General features: G+C 58.5%; 15 protein-coding genes. 7 read left to right on the forward strand and 8 right to left on the reverse strand.

From position 1 onward, the window contains the following. Positions 1-28: 28 nt before the first annotated feature. Both AXW11_RS01070 and AXW11_RS01075 read right to left on the reverse strand, forming a co-directional pair. Positions 29-1,840, reverse strand: coding sequence for a choice-of-anchor D domain-containing protein (locus AXW11_RS01070; protein WP_091641667.1), 1,812 nt, complete (start codon positions 1,838-1,840; stop codon positions 29-31). 289 nt (positions 1,841-2,129) lie between these two features. Further along, on the reverse strand, positions 2,130-3,164 hold the full coding sequence (locus AXW11_RS01075) for an AraC family transcriptional regulator (RefSeq protein WP_177190599.1): 1,035 nt from the start codon (positions 3,162-3,164) through the stop codon (positions 2,130-2,132). 137 nt (positions 3,165-3,301) lie between these two features. On the opposite strand from AXW11_RS01075, the gene AXW11_RS01080 reads away from it, so the two are divergent. Beyond that, entirely contained in the window at positions 3,302-3,979 is a 678-nt protein-coding gene (locus AXW11_RS01080; RefSeq protein ID WP_091641665.1) for a class I SAM-dependent methyltransferase, read from the forward strand. Here the strand turns inward: AXW11_RS01080 and AXW11_RS01085 are convergent. The 3 genes from AXW11_RS01085 to AXW11_RS01095 all read right to left on the reverse strand — a co-directional run bounded on the left by AXW11_RS01085 (position 3,973) and on the right by AXW11_RS01095 (position 6,964). Continuing rightward, positions 3,973-4,965, reverse strand: coding sequence for a PA2778 family cysteine peptidase (locus AXW11_RS01085; RefSeq protein ID WP_051946624.1), 993 nt, complete (start codon positions 4,963-4,965; stop codon positions 3,973-3,975). The two genes, AXW11_RS01080 and AXW11_RS01085, sit on opposite strands and share 7 nt — an antisense overlap. 12 nt (positions 4,966-4,977) lie before the next feature. Continuing rightward, complete coding sequence (locus AXW11_RS01090; RefSeq protein WP_075195863.1) at positions 4,978-5,379, reverse strand: PA2779 family protein; 402 nt, start codon at positions 5,377-5,379, stop codon at positions 4,978-4,980. A 142-nt stretch (positions 5,380-5,521) separates the two neighbouring features. After that, the gene (locus tag AXW11_RS01095) at positions 5,522-6,964 is read right to left on the reverse strand and encodes a phospholipase D-like domain-containing protein (RefSeq protein ID WP_091641662.1); all 1,443 of its coding nucleotides are present in this window, start codon (positions 6,962-6,964) and stop codon (positions 5,522-5,524) included. 216 nt (positions 6,965-7,180) lie between these two features. Here AXW11_RS01095 and AXW11_RS01100 point away from each other — a divergent pair, with 216 nt between their 5' ends. From AXW11_RS01100 to AXW11_RS01110, 3 genes are read left to right on the forward strand one after another with little or no spacing between them, the layout of a single operon-like run. Continuing rightward, on the forward strand, positions 7,181-8,839 hold the full coding sequence (locus tag AXW11_RS01100) for a serine/threonine-protein kinase (protein WP_091641896.1): 1,659 nt from the start codon (positions 7,181-7,183) through the stop codon (positions 8,837-8,839). After that, positions 8,839-9,582, forward strand: coding sequence for a PP2C family protein-serine/threonine phosphatase (locus AXW11_RS01105; protein WP_036204502.1), 744 nt, complete (start codon positions 8,839-8,841; stop codon positions 9,580-9,582). Before AXW11_RS01100 ends, AXW11_RS01105 begins: the two co-directional genes overlap by 1 nt. Before the next feature lie 14 nt (positions 9,583-9,596). Next, positions 9,597-9,947, forward strand: a complete 351-nt coding sequence (locus tag AXW11_RS01110; protein WP_091641659.1) for an FHA domain-containing protein — start codon at positions 9,597-9,599, stop codon at positions 9,945-9,947. Here AXW11_RS01110 and AXW11_RS01115 read toward each other — a convergent pair. From AXW11_RS01115 to AXW11_RS01125, 3 genes are all read right to left on the reverse strand, one after another. Next, on the reverse strand, positions 9,944-10,672 hold the full coding sequence (locus tag AXW11_RS01115) for a glutamine amidotransferase (protein WP_041335871.1): 729 nt from the start codon (positions 10,670-10,672) through the stop codon (positions 9,944-9,946). The two genes, AXW11_RS01110 and AXW11_RS01115, sit on opposite strands and share 4 nt — an antisense overlap. A 13-nt stretch (positions 10,673-10,685) precedes the next feature. Further along, positions 10,686-11,408, reverse strand: coding sequence for a YebC/PmpR family DNA-binding transcriptional regulator (locus AXW11_RS01120; protein ID WP_091641657.1), 723 nt, complete (start codon positions 11,406-11,408; stop codon positions 10,686-10,688). A gap of 126 nt (positions 11,409-11,534) precedes the next feature. Further along, on the reverse strand, positions 11,535-11,963 hold the full coding sequence (locus tag AXW11_RS01125) for an SRPBCC family protein (protein ID WP_041335876.1): 429 nt from the start codon (positions 11,961-11,963) through the stop codon (positions 11,535-11,537). A 188-nt stretch (positions 11,964-12,151) separates the two neighbouring features. Here AXW11_RS01125 and AXW11_RS01130 point away from each other — a divergent pair, with 188 nt between their 5' ends. From AXW11_RS01130 to AXW11_RS01140, 3 genes are all read left to right on the forward strand, one after another. Beyond that, a complete protein-coding gene (locus AXW11_RS01130) occupies positions 12,152-13,225 on the forward strand; it encodes an AI-2E family transporter (RefSeq protein ID WP_091641654.1) in 1,074 nt (357 codons plus the stop codon). Positions 13,226-13,305: 80 nt separating this feature from the next. Further along, positions 13,306-14,454: a zinc-binding dehydrogenase gene (locus tag AXW11_RS01135; RefSeq protein ID WP_091641652.1), complete on the forward strand. Its 1,149-nt coding sequence runs from the start codon at positions 13,306-13,308 to the stop codon at positions 14,452-14,454. Then, positions 14,454-15,482 (forward strand): proline racemase family protein, encoded by a 1,029-nt coding sequence (locus AXW11_RS01140; RefSeq protein WP_075195855.1) that lies wholly within the window; start codon positions 14,454-14,456, stop codon positions 15,480-15,482. Before AXW11_RS01135 ends, AXW11_RS01140 begins: the two co-directional genes overlap by 1 nt. Positions 15,483-15,677: the final 195 nt, after the last annotated feature.

The following is a 15,677-nucleotide window of genomic DNA, read 5'->3' on the forward strand; positions in this document are numbered from 1 at the left end:
AGGCCTCTGGGGGCCTCCCTTACTTCCCTCAGAGGTTCGGGGTCAATGTCAGATCAATGCCATTGTCCGGACCGGCGAGGAACTGGTTGAGAACGTCGGTCAGCGGACCGCAGTTCTGCAGGGGAGGCAGTGTGTAGTTGCCAGTCACATCGCCGCCCTCGGACAGCGAGAAGTTGGTGCCTTCTACCGAAGCCAGCTCGATGTTGACCGGATCCGCCGTGCGGCAATCCTTGCCACCACCTACCGGAATTTTCAGGCCGAACAGGCGTACGGTTACCTTCGGTACTTCCACATACAGCGAGGAGTTGGCCGTCAGGTTGCCGTCTATCAGCGTGCCCGTTGTCATGTCAGCCTGTTCGAACGTCACTTTCGCGTTGGCCGTCAAGCTCTTGAACAGCAGCGGGATCTTGAATTGTCCTTGGGTGGGTTCAAGCGCAAGATCTGCTTCGAACATACCGGTTGCCAGCTCCAGTTGCGTTGCAATGCTGCCTGAGAGAGGCAGAGAGCTTCCGGAAGCGTTGATGTCGGTCTGTCCTTCCAGATCCAGAAGCACCTCGAGCACGTCGTCGCTGCCATCGTTACCCTGACCACTCAGGGCCACGGAGACGTCCGGGGTTTCAGGGTCGTCAGAGGCAATGTTGAGCGTCGCACTGCGTCCACCGGCGGCAGACGGCATGAAGCTGATTTCAACGGTACAGCTTCCATCCTGTGCCACGGTTGTGCAGTCGTTGGTTTGGGTGAAATCGCTGCTGTTGGTACCGGCGATCTCAATGGCGTTGATCATCAGCGATGCGTTGCCTTCGTTGGCAATGGTGACCTGTGCGGTGGCAGTTTCACCGAGCATCACCGAGCCAAAGCTGACGTCAGCAGGCGTAGCGCTGATTTCCGGAACGGGCGCGAGCACGCTGGTACCTGTCAGCGGTACGTCCACCACAGGGTTCTCGGCGTCGCCGGATTCAATGCTCAGAGTAGCGCTCTGGTCACCTTCGCCATCGGGGATATAGGTGACGTTGACGTCGCAGCTTTCGCCGGCAGCAACAGTGGTACAGCTGTTGGTCTGGGTGAACGCTGCTGCGTCCGCACCACCAAGGCTGATGTTGTTAATGCCAAGTTCTGCCTGGCCGGTGTTGGAAATGGTAACCACCTCTTCCGCGGTGGTGCCGGCCTGCACGTTGCCGAAGTCGATGTTTTCCGGGCTGACCGCGATACGGGGTTCAAACTGCTCGTCGGGAACCACCTGCACGGTCTGCAGAATGTTGTCCTGGCCGGCGTTCTGAACACACTCGGAGGTAAATTCGCCGATGGGCGCAGGCGCAATATCGCCGTTCTCAACACGGGCGATCATGTCGAGTGTAAGGCCACCGATGCTAATGACCGCCTCGCCAACATCATCCTCGGTGAAGGTGATGGCCGGGGAAGTGCCCTGAGCCGGAACGGTAAATTCGCCGGTTTCATCGGGAATGGGCGACTGGGGAATGGTCAGCGGTACCGTCAGGTCAATCTCACGGCTCGGCGTGACAACAATGGTTTCATTGGTGGCGGTGCCTTCAATGGTGGCGGAACCCACCAGCTTGAGGCCCAGCCTGGAATCTTCATTCACCGTTGTCAGGGCATCCACCGTGAACTCTGGTGTGGGTTGCCCCACGGTTGCCTGGGTGGGTACATCGGCACTGATTTGCGCTCGAATGGGCTGTTCGCCAATCAACGGGAACGGGCAGGTGAATTCCAGTTCCAGTGACACCGGTTCGGCAAAGGCATTGCCACCACCGGTCATAAGCGCCGCGGCTGCTATCGCAGTACCGAGCGTGCGGACGCTTTTGTTGGGATTCCTGAGTTTCATGAGTTCGTCCTCTAGGGTTTCAATCTTTGTTGTGTGGGTATGCAGAAATCACCGATGAGGACTGCTGTATCGGTCTTGCAATGTGTCCCTTTATGACTGCGCGGAGGTTACTATCTCCACGCAGTGCCATTAGGCCGTCGCCGAGCGGTTCGGGTCATTGCTAAGGCCGGCAAGGTTTTTGTTCAAAGCGGAGAGAGAGCCGGGGAAATTCCAATTTCGTGACGCCCTTCAAATCCCGAAAATCATTCAGTGCGGGCTATCAGGAGCGAGAGCACTTTGAGGATGAGAGCTATCTACGGTCGCGGGCCTGCCGGCGGACATCACCGGGCGTCTGGCCCGTCCAGGAGCGGTAGGCTTTGGTAAAACCGGCCTGGTCGCTGAACCCCAGCTTCTCAGCAATGGAATCGAGTGGGATGACTGTATCGGTGAGGTACAGAGTGGCAAAGTTCTGACGTATCTCGTTTCTGAGCACTCTGAATGAGGTGCCTGCGGTCGACAGGTGCTGTCGCAGGGTGCGGGGACTCATGTCGAGCCGACGTGCAAGATTGTCCATGGTGCAGGGGCGGCCCGGTTGGCTCATGATCATCTCCCGCACCTGCATGACGGTTTCATCGGCCTGTTCTGATGGTTCCCGCTCTCGTGAGCGGGCGTTGGCCAAGATGAATTCCAGGCCGGTATCGTCGTTGCGAACAGGTCGGCCGGACAAAGGCATGGTGACCTGGCTCGCCGGAGCGTTGAAGCGAAATTCGCAGTCGGCAGCAATGCTGCGCCACTGCTCGGGTTCCAGGGACGAGTCGAAATCGAACTCAAAACAGAAGTGATTGCACACCTGGGATGAAATTCGATGGATGCTGCCCATATAGATTTTGGTGAGGCAGGGGCGTAAGTCGCCAAGGCCCCAATTGTCGATCAGTTGTATCCTGAAAGTGGATCCGGTTGAACTGAGGTCCATGTCCATCAGCGGCAGGCCCACGCGCAAGTACTGTACAATCATGCTGATCAGTCGCCGGGGGTTTTCCTGGCCGAGCACGGCGAAGCCAAGTAATCCGTGGGCCGGGAGGTCCAGTTGCTGGCCGAACTGGAAGGCCGCCCTCTCGTCGCCCATCAGCCACTCCGCCTTGCCCAGCAGTTGCCGGACCTGCCCCATGGAAAGACTCGCATCGGGATCGTCCAGCATGTCGCTGGAAATGTCGGTATCTCCAAGGATGGCGTGGCGCCGAACGCCCTTGCGCTCCATAAACCGAATAAACTGTCGGGCGTAGCGTGCCGAGATCAGCGGCACTTCGAGCGCCATCGGGCTGGACGTTTCCACCGTTCGTTCCATGAGAGGTAGCCTTATTGAACTGGAACTGTCGCGTTCAGCGCACAGTTGTTTACTCTGTCTTGGCCCAGTATAGGCAGGGTTGCTCGGGTCGATTTTGCTCACCGGTCACGGTTCTGGTGTGATGGCCGGAAATGACAATGAAACATTCGTTAGATTTTGCAGGAGATCTCCCATTGAAAGTGCCCTGTCCGGTGTGTGAAACACGCTCACTGGTGCCGTTCCAGACCATCAAAGGCATACCGTATTATCGTTGTGAAACCTGTGAGGCCACAGTCATGGACTCGTCTTGCTGGCTGGACGAGCGCCGGGAAAGGGATATCTACAACCTTCACGACAATCATCCGGAAGATGAGGGCTATCGCCGCTTTCTTTCGAAGATGACCAGGCCGTTACTCGAAAGGCTGGAAGCGGGTGCACGCGGCCTGGACTTTGGCTGTGGCCCCGGCCCGGCGCTGGCCGGGATACTGCGGGAAGCGGGCATGGACATGTCGCTCTATGATCCCGTCTTTCATCCGGAAACGTCTGTTCTGGACCGCCAGTATGATTTCGTATCCTGCACGGAGGTGGTGGAACACCTTCATCGCCCGGCGGATACGTTCCGTCGGCTGGACAGGCTGCTGAAACCGGGTGGCTGGTTGGGTGTGATGACCTGCTTCCAGACAGACGACCAGCTATTTGCCAACTGGCATTACCGGCGGGACCCAACCCACGTTGTGTTTTATCGGGAGTTCACCATGGCCTGGTTGGCCCGGAGGTATGGGTGGCGCCTGGAGGTTCCGGCCAAGGACGTCGCGCTGTTCCAGAAGATTCAGTGAATCGGGGTAGGGCAGTCCAGTGCAGGGCACTCGACGGGACGGGGTCTGTCGCTGTCGTTCTGGACATTGCCGTCGAAACGCTCTGGATCGATGGCGCTGGCACAGCTCGCTGCGGTTCTTGATGCCGTGGCACAGCCTTGGGTGGCCAGTGCGTGGGCCAGGTTGTTCCAGCCTGCGGCCAGGTTCGGGAATTTGGCGGTCAGTCTCAGGAAATGTTGCGCGGCCAGGTCCACCTGGCCCTGTTGCCAGGCAATGTTTCCCTGCCCCATGATGGCAGCCGGTTGGTCTGGCCAGGCCTGCTCGGCTGTTCGATAGGCCTCAGTGGCAGCGATGGTCCTGCCAGTGGTTTCCAGGTCGTTGGCGGATGTCAGATAACGCAGGGGCTGCGCCGTTGCAGGTAGTCGGTCGGGCGGCAGGATGACCGTGGCCCAGTTGTCTGCGCGGTCCCATGTGGCCATGAACACTTCCAGTGCCTGCTCGTGCCGCTCCTGGGTGCCGGTGTGAAGGATGATGGAGCGGTCGCTGGCGTCGTAACCAATCGCCACGGCAAAATGCCATTGTGGCCACCAATCGAATCGCAGATTCTGCATCACCAGCACCGGGTGGCCAGAGGCTATCTCCTCCAACAGGCTCTTGAGCGAACCGTCCAGCGGGTAGACCAGTAAGCCATGGGATCGGGCGGCGGACACCATTTCAACTTTCAGGCTGCCCTGGCGGGCAGGCAGGTACACCAACTCCTTCAGTACGGCGGGGTTGGTGTTCAGGCCCTGGCTGTTGAGCATCATGGCCAGGGACGCCGGGCCGCACTGGTACAGTTCCTGAGCGTGGAAGGGAACATGGTCCAGCACTTTCCGCTGGTCAACACCGGCCGTGTTCAGGGCAGGGGTATCGGGCCATTGGGGGCGGCTGGCGCAGCCCGCCAGAATCGTTGCCAGTAAGAGACTGACAACGACTCGCAGCAGGTGCAACTGGGTAGGACGGATCACGGAGCTATTGCGCTACCGGATGCAGTTGATGAACGGGAAGATATTGGTGGCGCACAGCATGTCGGTGATGATGAACACCAGCAGGAACAGAACGATGATCCCGACAACGCCCTCGCCAACGGGAGCCTCCGCCAACTGTTGCTCAAACGACGACAACTCCTCCGGCGTCAGGTTCTGGATGCGCTGTTCAACCTGCTCCTGACTAACGCCCATTTCCGCCAGTTTCTCTTTAACCTCATCCCGCTCAAGCATGTTGAGCAGTGACTGGCGGTCCAGATCCGTGCGTTGCTCGGTCAGCAGTTCACCGGTTCCAACCATGCCCGCCGAGGCGGACGATGCCCAAACGGAGCCGAAAGCCATCATGATGGCCATGACAAACGATACGTACCGCAGATGGTTTCTCAGGGTTTGCATTACACTCTCCTGTTATTTTCGTTCAAGAAGCGGTCTTTCCGGTTGCTGCCTGCGATGTAGCCGACGGCTACATCCGACATTCAAGCTGACCTAATAGTAGCACGCGTTTTCGGCGTCCCAGGTTCCTAATGGTGACGGAAACTTAAAATGTGGACAGTCCCGTTGCCTCCATCAGCCTGTATTGCCAATACCGTATCCGGGATTCATCGGCCCAGGCATTGTAAGGCAGGCTCATTACCGGTGTTTCGCCCGGGCCGTGGTTCCATTGCTCATCGAAGAAGCCGGCCGCTTTGCGCACGATCTCTGAGTGCACGTTGGAGCGCACGAGTACGCTGGTTTCAAGGTTCAGGTCGTCAAGGTTGCGGCGGGTGAAGTTGGCCGAGCCGAGCAGCAGTTGAGCGTTGCCGTGGCTGTCGCGCCTGATCAGTAATTTACTGTGGCACTGCTCACCTTCGGTGTTGCACCAACGTACGGTAATGCCGCTGCCATTAAGCTCCATGGCCGACTGCCGGTTGGGTATGCCGCTTTTTTCCATGCCAAAAGCATCGTTGTTGGCGTCTAACAGTATCCGCACTTCGACACCGCGTTCGTGGGCTTCTTTCAATTCTTCCAGTAATGTTCGGTGTGACAGGTAGAACATGGCCAGATCCAGCCTGTCGCCTGCCTTTGCGGTGCCAATGATGTCTCTCGCGGTTGTCCTTATGGCCGATTCTGTGACGACCTGGATGGTATCGAGCGAAGCGATGCCGGCTGCGGCTTGAGGCAGGCTGCTGATCATTTCGTCCACCACCTCGGTGTCTGCACCGGACATCGCCAGAACGGCACGCTCACTGAGCAGCAAATCGGCCACGGCTGGCCCTCCGAATCGCAGGCCGATGTTGCTGTGCCGGCTACTGCCATCGTGGGGGTTGGCGGAGGTCACCAGGGCGCTAAAGCCCTCTGCGTTGTCGGTGATCAGAACCTTGCGGTGGTTGGCCTTGAAGTTGGGGAGTGCCAGGTAACTGCGCAGGGTGACCGGCTGCTCACCGAGTGCGTTTGGTAGCCAGCCCCCGGTCGCGGAGTTGCCCATCCACTGACAACAGAAGCGCCACAGGCCGGACCAGGTGGGGTTGCTGTCACGAAGGCGCTCCAACCTGGTTTCTATTACCGGAATGCCTGCTTGCCTTAGTTGCTGGAAGTAGGGCGAGACCGTACCACCGTATACGGTGTTTATGGGATCGGAAATAACGACAATACGCACATCCGGATTCGCCTTGCGTTGCTTGAGCAGGGCGTCAGTCAACTCCCTTGCCAATGGCCGCTGACGGCTGCCTTCCTCGCGGGTGCCGTTGAAGAGGAACATATCCACCAGAACAAAACGGCGAGCCGCCGAAATCATGTTGAGGGCCTCGTCGAAAATTTCCTGGTCCAGCCGCGGTTCCTCGTTGCCGAAATGCAGGGTCCTGTCGGTGAGAAGCCTGGCATTCGTCAGAGGATGGACTGTGCCCTCGTAACCTATCCCCGGTGGCAGGGGCTTCAATGTGTGGTAAAAACCGGTTGTTGTGATGGTCAGAATAACCAGGCCGATCAGTAACTTCACTGTCATCGTCGTACTTCCTGACGGAAAAGGTCCAAAGACGAAACTATACTGCACCGGAACCTGTGCCGTCCTTACACCCTTGTCATCCTGGGTTAATAATGGTCGCGACGTGATCGTGGTCCCAGGTAAACAAACACTTACAAAAAACGTTCTTCTGGAACTATCGCTGCCGGCGTTCACTTTCTAAACTTGCTGGATCAATCATTTACGATAACGGTTCCTGTGAATTCACTGGCTTTTATTGGTTCCCGTCTGTTCAGTCTGCGCCTGCTCATTGTTGTGCTGGCGTTGGCTTGTGTGTTTGTGGGTGACGCGCTGCCACTGCTGGGCTGGTTGGATCGGGTGCTGTTCAGCGCTCTTGGCAACCCTGAGGGTATTGGGGATGCTGTTCGGGTTGTGGATATGACACCGGACGCCTTCGCAATAGCGCTGCAGGCCCGGGGGCTCGTCGAGCCAGAGTGGTCGGCGCTGGCGATTCGTGCCGGGTTGATGGTGTCGACACTCATCCTGGTACTTGCAGTTCCCAGAATGGGTGGAGCGGTCGCGCTGCCGGTGCTGTTACTGATTGCCGGGGCACTGGTGGTTCTGCAAGCAGCGTTCATGTTCTATCAGAGCGCCTGGCTGCCATTGGGTGAAGTGGTGACCCTGCTGATGGTCGGCTATGTCATCATGCTGTTCTGGCTGCAACCGAGGCGGGATATCGTCGCCTTGTCGGAGAATGTCCGCGTAGCCCGCACGCGGCTTGGTCGTCTGCTGCTGCAACAGGGACAGCCCGAAGAGGCGCTGGAGGTGCTGGCTGAATGCCCGCCCACCGAAGATACCTTGGCATTGCAATACGACATCGCCATTCAGCAGGAGCGCAAGCGGCAGTATGACCGCGCGTCAGCCACCTACCAGCAGATTCTTCAGCAGAAGCGAAAGTATCGCGACGTGGAAAAACGCCTGGCGGCACTCGGGAGCCTGACCACCGAGGCAACCGTTGTTTCTCCCGGTGGCTTTGACAATACCCGAACCCTGGTCATGCCTGAGCAAAGTGTCAGCCGGCCCACCCTGGGCCGCTACGAGATCGAGCGCGAGATAGGGCGGGGCGCCATGGGCGTGGTCTATCTCGGCAAGGACCCCAAGATTGCCCGTACCGTGGCGATCAAGACGCTCAGTTACCAGGCGTTTGAGGACAACGAACTGCGGGACCTGAAATCACGCTTCTTTCGGGAAGCCGAGGCGGCGGGCCGCCTCAGCCATCCGGCAATTGTCACCGTGTATGATGTCGGGGAAGAGGCCGACCTTGCGTTTATCGCCATGGATTATGCCAAGGGCAGGCCGCTTAGTGAATTTGGCAAGCCGGGGCGGTTACTGCCGTTGGCGAAGGTGCTGGATATCGTCGCCCGGGTGGCGGATGCCCTCGATTACGCGCATCGTCAGAAGATCATCCATCGCGATATTAAACCGGGTAACATCATCTTCAACCCGGACAACGGTGAGATCAAGATTACCGATTTTGGCATAGCCAAGATCTCCGACGACTCCCGGACTCGCACCGGCAGTGTCATGGGCAGCCCACTGTATATGTCCCCTGAGCAGCTCAAGGGCCAGAAAGTGACTGGCGCCACCGATACCTACAGCCTGGGAATCACGCTGTACAAACTGGTGTGCGGGGAAACACCCTATCAGGGTGACACGCTGGCCAACCTGACCTACCAGATTCTGAACAAGCGCCCACGGAGTGTCCGCGAGTTCAACCCGGAACTCCCCAACGGTGTTGTCCGTCTGATTAATAAAGCCATACAACGGGAGCCTGACAAGCGCTTCCTGAGTGCCGCCACCATGGCGGAAGCGTTGCGAAGACAGGCGAGCCGTGAGGCAAGGGAGGAAGCATCGTGATGAATCCCCAGGTGGCTGGCATAACGGATGTAGGGGCGTTGCGTACAGCCAACCAGGACGCTATTGACTGGCGGGTCAGCGAGGATAACCGGCAGGTGCTGCTGGTGGTTGCCGATGGCATGGGCGGTTACCACGGCGGAGAAGTGGCCAGCCGCATTGCCGTAGACACGGTGATGGAAGTGCTGGTGCCCTGGTTGTCGCCGGATGAGGGGGTGCCGGAGGAGCCGGACGATGCCATACAGTTTGCGATCAACCTGGCCAGTGAGCGAATTGCTGATCGAAGGGCTGCCGATGCGGACCTGGCCAAAATGGGGACCACGCTGGTCATGGCCTGGGTGATTGACGGTGAGGCTCACATTGCCCACCTGGGGGATTCCCGCTGCTATCTCGTTCAAGGGCGCGAACTGGCATGCCAGACCCGGGATGACACCGTGGTACAGAACATGCTGGATGACGGCAGCATCCGCCCTGATGACGTGCCCCATGTGCCTTTCCGTAATGTGCTGACACGGGCGCTTGGCGCCTCAGCGGCCATTGCCAGCTTCCGCCGCGTGCGGATGGCAGCTGGAGACTCCCTGTTGCTCTGTTCCGATGGCCTGACGGGGGCCTTGCCAGAGGACCAATGGCTGTCGCTGATGTCTGTGTGCGAAACACCCGACGATAAAGTCCGGGCGCTGGTGGATGCGAGCCTGGATAACGAGGCGGCCGACAATGTGTCCGTTGTACTGTTGATTCTTAATTAATGGAGGAGGCCTGTATGGCGTCACTTTCCCAACTGGTGGACAACGTTGTGGTGACCACTTTTGAGCTGGATCAGCCGGAGATTCATGTCGGCAGGCGTGGCGATAACGATATCCGCATCGACGAGATTTCAGTCAGCGGCCATCATGCGTTGATCGAGGCGGTGCCCAATGCCTATCTGGAAGGCACGGTGGACTATTACATCACCGACCAGAACAGCACCAACGGAACGTTTGTGAATGAACTGCGGATTGACCGACGCCAGCGCCTGAACAGTAACGACCTGGTTCGCATTGGCTGGAACGAATTCCGCTTCATTGACGAAGATGAAAATGCGCTGGAGAAAACCGCCTACATACTGGATTAGTGGTCCGTTGGCAGGCCGTTGAGCACCAGTCTGGAGAACCGGCCGAGCAGGGAGGTGGCGTTGGGCGCATCGATCACGTTCTCAATCAGTGCCTTGGCATCGAGCCCTTCCTTTTCCAGATCGGGTGCCTGCACCTTGAGGTAGGCCCGCATCACCTCTGCTGAGAATTCCGGGTGGAACTGGATACCCCAGGCGCAGCGGCCCACACGGAAGGCCTGATGCGGTTCGAACTCGTTTCGGCCCAGAAGAACGGCGTTCTCCGGCAGCCGGAGAACGGACTGCCGATGTGTTAATTGCGCCGGGAATGTTTGGGGCAACCCCTTAAATAAAGGGTCATCCATCGCTGCGTCCAGCAACTCTACCTGATGGGTGCCGGTTTCCCGGCCACGTGGATGATAACCCGCTTCACCACCCAGAGCGTGGGCCAGCAGCTGATGGCCATAGCAGACCCCCAGAACCGGCACCTCTTCCGTCACTGCCTCAGCCAGCCACGCGGCAGTGCGCTCACTCCAGGGCGCCCGGTCGCTGACCATGGCCGGTGATCCCGTCACCACGATACCGTCCCAATCCCCAGGTTTGCCCGGCAGATCGTCAACCGTGACATCCACCACATGAAGGTCGAGTTCCGGAGCCAGCCCGGCCAAAAACCAGCTATCAAAATCCCCGAATGACTCCAGAAGGGACGGGTAGGTATTACCTGTTTTGAGTATGACGACCCTGGCCAAGGTGTTGCTCCCGTCAGTCTGCGATGACTGCGTTGTGGTAAACATTCTGGACGTCATCGAGGTCGTTCAGCATGTCCATAAACTTCTCGAACAGCTCAATGTCGTCGCCTTCGACTGTAGTGGTGGTCTGGGGCAGGAACTGGATCTCATCCACTTCAAACTCCAGGCCTTCAAACGCTTCCTGCAATGCCTGTCGCGCCTTGGCGTATTCGGTGTGGGGCGCGAACACAGTAATCATACCCTCTTCGTGCTCAATGTCAGTGACATCCACATCCGCCATCATCAGTGCTTCCAGGGCCGCTTCCTCGTCGTCGCCCTTGAAACCGAGAATGGCGCAATGATCGAACATATGGCTGACGCTGCCCTGGGTGCCGATCTTGCATTTGGTCTTGGTAAACGCCAGGCGCACGTCACCGAAGGTGCGGTTGGGATTGTCGGTCAGACAATCCACGATGGCCATGCAGTTACCCGGGCCGAAACCTTCATAGCGGGCAGGGGAGAAGTCCTCACCGGCTCCGCCACGGGCTTTCTCGATGGCCTTTTCAATGACGTGCGCGGGCACCTGGTCTTTCTTGGCACGGTCGATCAGGCCACGCAGGCTGAGGTTGGCCTCCGGGTCCGGGCCGCCGGACTTGGCGCATACATAGATTTCACGGCCGTACTTGCTGTAGACCTTGGTTTTGGCGGCGGCCGTTTTGGCCATGGAGTCTTTGCGATTCTGATAGGCTCTGCCCATTACGCTGCCTCAATGTCGTTTTCAAAAGTGCGGATTTTACTCGACTAGACAGGCTGGCGACAGCCTTATTTGTCGAGGCTGCCGATGACAACGGCATGATCACGAAATGCCTTGTTTGAAGTGTTTTCAGGCCAGTTTGGGGACCCGGCGGATGCCCTTGCGGATGCCTTGGTCGAGAGCGGAGCTGACCAGCTTGCCGGTAAACGGCACGATGTCGTCAAAGGAAATGGTGTACTGGACGCGAGTTCTGCCGTTGGCGGCATCGTCGAAGCGGATGCGGCCGAGATGGTTGCGGATGGGGCTCATACTGGAAATCGTGTACTCAATGAGCGTGCCTGGCTCGAAGGTAATGACGGTCTCTTCAAGGCCGATGGGGCCTATGCCGATCTTGCGGATGGACCCAAGGCCGTTGGGGTCGGCCTGGTCGCTGTCGCGAATGCGCTTCACCGGCGCTCCCAACAGCTTCCCGAAGCGCTCATGGTCCGCAAACAGTGCAAACACACGGTTGCGCGGCACATCAAAGGTTTCGTCAATTTCAATCTTGTAGTTCGCCATGTATGAACTCTTCAGAGACAGTTTCCAACAGGGTATCCGGTTATGTGTTACAACAAAAGTGACGTGCTGGCAATGACCGGGCGTTGGCCCAAAAGGGCTGAATGGCAGCCGAGCGACAGGTACACTGAGCACCGTGGTGCCTCAGGTATCATACCCCCAATACAGCCCGACAAGGTGCATGGACTCGCATGAACAACGATAACGAACAACCCGCACGCTCTGAACTCGCGACACCACTGAATGGCCTCTTTGCGCTCGGGATACTCTATACCCTCTACGTCGCCCACCAGATTGTCCTGCCAATTGTCCTGGCGGTCCTGACCAGCCTGCTGTTGTTTCCCCTTGTCAAAAAAGCCTATGACAAAGCCGGGATCCCAAGGGTGCTCAGCTCATTGGTGTTGATCATCGTGGTGATCGCTGGTCTGGCGGGTGTTGGGGCCGCCGTCGCAACGCCTGCCCTGGAGTGGGCGCAGCAGGCGCCACAGGGGATCTCACGACTGCTCATGGGGGAGAGTGGCATTAAAAGCCAGATTGACAAGGTCAACGAATCGGCAAAGAAAGTGGAGGAGTCCATGGACGAACTGTCCAAGGACGAGAAGACCACAACCAACACTGTCGTGCTTAAAACCGACTCGTGGCGCAACCAGCTATTGACCAAGGCCCGTAACGGTGCGGCCGGCCTCGCACTTGCGCTGGCCCTGACCTATTTCCTGTTGGTGGGCGGTGACCGCATCATCCTCAACTTTGTGCGGCAACTCCCGAGACGACAACGTCGCAATGTGCTCCAGATTGCCCGCGACTCCCAGCAGCAGATCGCCCAGTATCTGGCGGTACTCAGCCTCAGCAACCTGCTGGTTGGCATCACCACCGGGCTCATCTGCTGGGCAGTGGGGCTTCCGGACCCAGCCGTTTGGGGGCTCGTTGCCGGCTTGGCCAGATTCATCCCTTATCTGGGCGTTATCCTGACCATCATCCTGCTTGCGGTTGTGTCTGCCACCAGCCTCGACACACTCTGGATAATGGCCATTGCCCCGCTCGGCTACCTGGCACTTACCTCCACCGTCGGTTTTTTCATCGAACCCTGGATCCACGGTTTTCGCATGGCCATCAATCCCGTGGTCATCTTCGTATCCATCTTCTTCTGGGGCTGGTTGTGGGGGCCGGTGGGCGTGCTGCTGGCGGTGCCTCTGATGACCATCATCCAGGTGGTCCTCAAGCAGATCCCGAAACTGCGGCCGATCTACAAGGTTATTGCGCGGTAAAAGCTGCCAGGGGGCCCTGACACTGGTATGAATCTGGCCTATCCTGACCTGATATCCAGCAAAGCAGGAGCAGAACGCCCATGATCCAGAAGACCATGAAAGCCATGCTGCTCACCGGCCACGGTGGCGTCGAGAAACTGGAATACACCGAAAATGTGCCCATCCCCACCCCTGGTGCGGGAGAGGTGCTCGTCCAGGTCACCGCCACCGCGAAGAACAACACCGACCGCAAAGCCCGGGAGGGTCTATACCCCACCAAGGATAAAGGCGACGTAACCTCCTTTCAGATGGGAGGCTCAGCCACGCTGACGTTCCCAAGAGTTCAAGGCGCGGACGTTGTTGGGCGTATCGTCGCCGTGGGGCAGGGTGTTGAGGATACGCGGATCGGCCAACGAGGCCTGCTGGACTTCAACCTCTACGCCGACGACCGCCGGGATATCAACCTGACCCCGGACTACTACGGCCACGGCGCCGATGGTGGGTTCGCGGAATATATTGCTGTGCCTTCCGACCAGTTTCACCATGTCGAGAATGCCGATCTGGCCGATGCCGAACTTGCCGCCATGGGCATGTGCTCCTACCAGACCGCCTTGCACATGCTCACATCAGCACGGGTAAAAGCGGGCGAGCACATCCTTGTGACCGGTGCCAGTGGTGGCGTTGGTACGGCCCTTATCCAGCTTTGCCGCATCATGGGGGCGATTCCCTATGCGCTGAGCCAGCGTGACAAGGCCGACCCACTGCTCAAGCTGGGCGCCGAAGCCGTGCTGGACCGTTCCGACATGGACAACTTCACGGATCAGGTGCGGTCCGTCACTGGGGGGCGACCGATTGATGCCGTGATGGACCTGGCCGGTGGCGAGATGACCGATCAGTTTATCGACACCATGATCTTCGACATGAACAGCCGCGATGATTACCCAAGGCTCAGCATCGCTGGCGCCAGCGCCGGAAACGTCAGTGAAATCATGTGGACACGGATTTACCTGTATCAGGTGCAGGTGTTCGGCGTGTCACACGGCACCCGGGAGGAAGCCGAACAACTGGTGGCCTGGATTCGCAGCGGCCAACTGAAGCCGGTGCTGCACGCCGCTTTCAGACTGTCAGAGTTGCACGAAGCCGAACGCTACTTCGTCAACCGCAACAGCAACTACCTGGGCAAAATCGTAATCGTCCCGGATGCCCAATGGGCCGAGCATGGCGCCCCGTTTGCCCTGGAGAAGTCCTAATGCGTCCCGAACTCAAACTGCAACTGATGGACACCCACGCCGGCGGGGATGTGAGCCGGATAGTAACTGGCGGGATCTGCCCGCTTCCGGGGGACACCGTGCGCGCCCAGATGGAATACCTGCGGGACAAGGCAGATGGCCTTCGCACTCTACTACTGGAAGAGCCCTACGGCATCCCGGAAATGTCCGTGGACCTGCTGGTGCCGCCCACAGACCCCGAGGCAGTCGCCGGTTATATCATCATGGAAGTGATGGGATATCCGATTTACTCCGGTTCCAACACCATCTGTACCGCCACGGCCGTTCTGGAGAGTGGCATTGTCGCCAAGCGGGAAGGGTGGCAGAGTTTCGCTCTGGAAGCTCCAGCGGGCCTGGTCCACATTGACGCCCTTGTTCGGGACGGTGTTGTAGAAGCCATTACCTGCGGCGGGCTGCCCAGTTACATCGACACCTACCAGGCCAGCATCCACGTGCCCTCGATCGGTGACGTATCCTACAGCGTGGCCTACAGTGGTGGTTTCTACGCCCTGGTGGACGCGACGAGCCTTGGGTTTTCCCTGACCCTGGATGAAGAACGCAAACTCAGCGAATGCGCCTATCAGATCGTAGAGGCCATCCAGGCAGAACGCGGCTTCTCCCACTACACGCTGGGTGATGTCGGACCCTTGCCCTTCCTCCATTTCATGGGGCCGGTTGAACAATTGTCGGATCATTCGTATCGCTCCCGTTCGGCCACTTATGTGCACCCTGGCGTCATCTGCCGCAGCACCACCGGCACGGGTACTTCAGCACGGCTTGCGTTAATGAACTACGAGGGCAAAATCAGCCCGGGCGACCGCCTGGAAACCGTCTCCCTGCGTGAAACCGGGTTTATCGGTGAGTTCACAGGCGTGCGCCAGGAAGGGAAGCACCAGGTGGTCGAGAATACCATCACCGGCAAGAGCTACGTTCTTAACCGGGCGGATATCATCGTGAACTGCGATGATCCGATGGTTGACTGTGGGGGGCTTACTCACATTCTTTTGTAGCCTGAGGTTTTGCGGGCGGATACGGGGGGTGGGGGTATTTTTTCTTCTGGAAAAAGAACTCGCTTCGCTCAGACATCTTTTTCCAGAAGAAAAAATACCCCCACCCCCCTATCGACGTGCAGCTCAGGAATATCCAGGACCTTTCCAGTCGCTTTGTCTCTCTTCGCGAACACTCCGTGGTCAGCTCGGCGCGGG

Source organism: Marinobacter sp. Hex_13 (assembly GCF_001566815.1).
GTDB classification, from domain to species: Bacteria; Pseudomonadota; Gammaproteobacteria; order Pseudomonadales; family Oleiphilaceae; genus Marinobacter; species Marinobacter salarius.

Bases quoted from the DNA above. Each gene is read 5' to 3' on its own strand.
- AXW11_RS01075 (WP_177190599.1), bottom strand. From the start codon at position 3,164: ATGGAACGAACGGTGGAAACGTCCAGCCCGATGGCGCTCGAAGTGCCG.
- AXW11_RS01090 (WP_075195863.1), bottom strand. From the start codon at position 5,379: ATGCAAACCCTGAGAAACCATCTGCGGTACGTATCGTTTGTCATGGCC.
- AXW11_RS01080 (WP_091641665.1), top strand. From the start codon at position 3,302: ATGAAACATTCGTTAGATTTTGCAGGAGATCTCCCATTGAAAGTGCCC.
- AXW11_RS01125 (WP_041335876.1), bottom strand. From the start codon at position 11,963: ATGGCGAACTACAAGATTGAAATTGACGAAACCTTTGATGTGCCGCGC.
- AXW11_RS01130 (WP_091641654.1), top strand. From the start codon at position 12,152: ATGAACAACGATAACGAACAACCCGCACGCTCTGAACTCGCGACACCA.
- AXW11_RS01140 (WP_075195855.1), top strand. From the start codon at position 14,454: ATGCGTCCCGAACTCAAACTGCAACTGATGGACACCCACGCCGGCGGG.
- AXW11_RS01105 (WP_036204502.1), top strand. From the start codon at position 8,839: ATGAATCCCCAGGTGGCTGGCATAACGGATGTAGGGGCGTTGCGTACA.
- AXW11_RS01135 (WP_091641652.1), top strand. From the start codon at position 13,306: ATGATCCAGAAGACCATGAAAGCCATGCTGCTCACCGGCCACGGTGGC.
- AXW11_RS01095 (WP_091641662.1), bottom strand. From the start codon at position 6,964: ATGACAGTGAAGTTACTGATCGGCCTGGTTATTCTGACCATCACAACA.
- AXW11_RS01110 (WP_091641659.1), top strand. From the start codon at position 9,597: ATGGCGTCACTTTCCCAACTGGTGGACAACGTTGTGGTGACCACTTTT.
- AXW11_RS01070 (WP_091641667.1), bottom strand. From the start codon at position 1,840: ATGAAACTCAGGAATCCCAACAAAAGCGTCCGCACGCTCGGTACTGCG.
- AXW11_RS01120 (WP_091641657.1), bottom strand. From the start codon at position 11,408: ATGGGCAGAGCCTATCAGAATCGCAAAGACTCCATGGCCAAAACGGCC.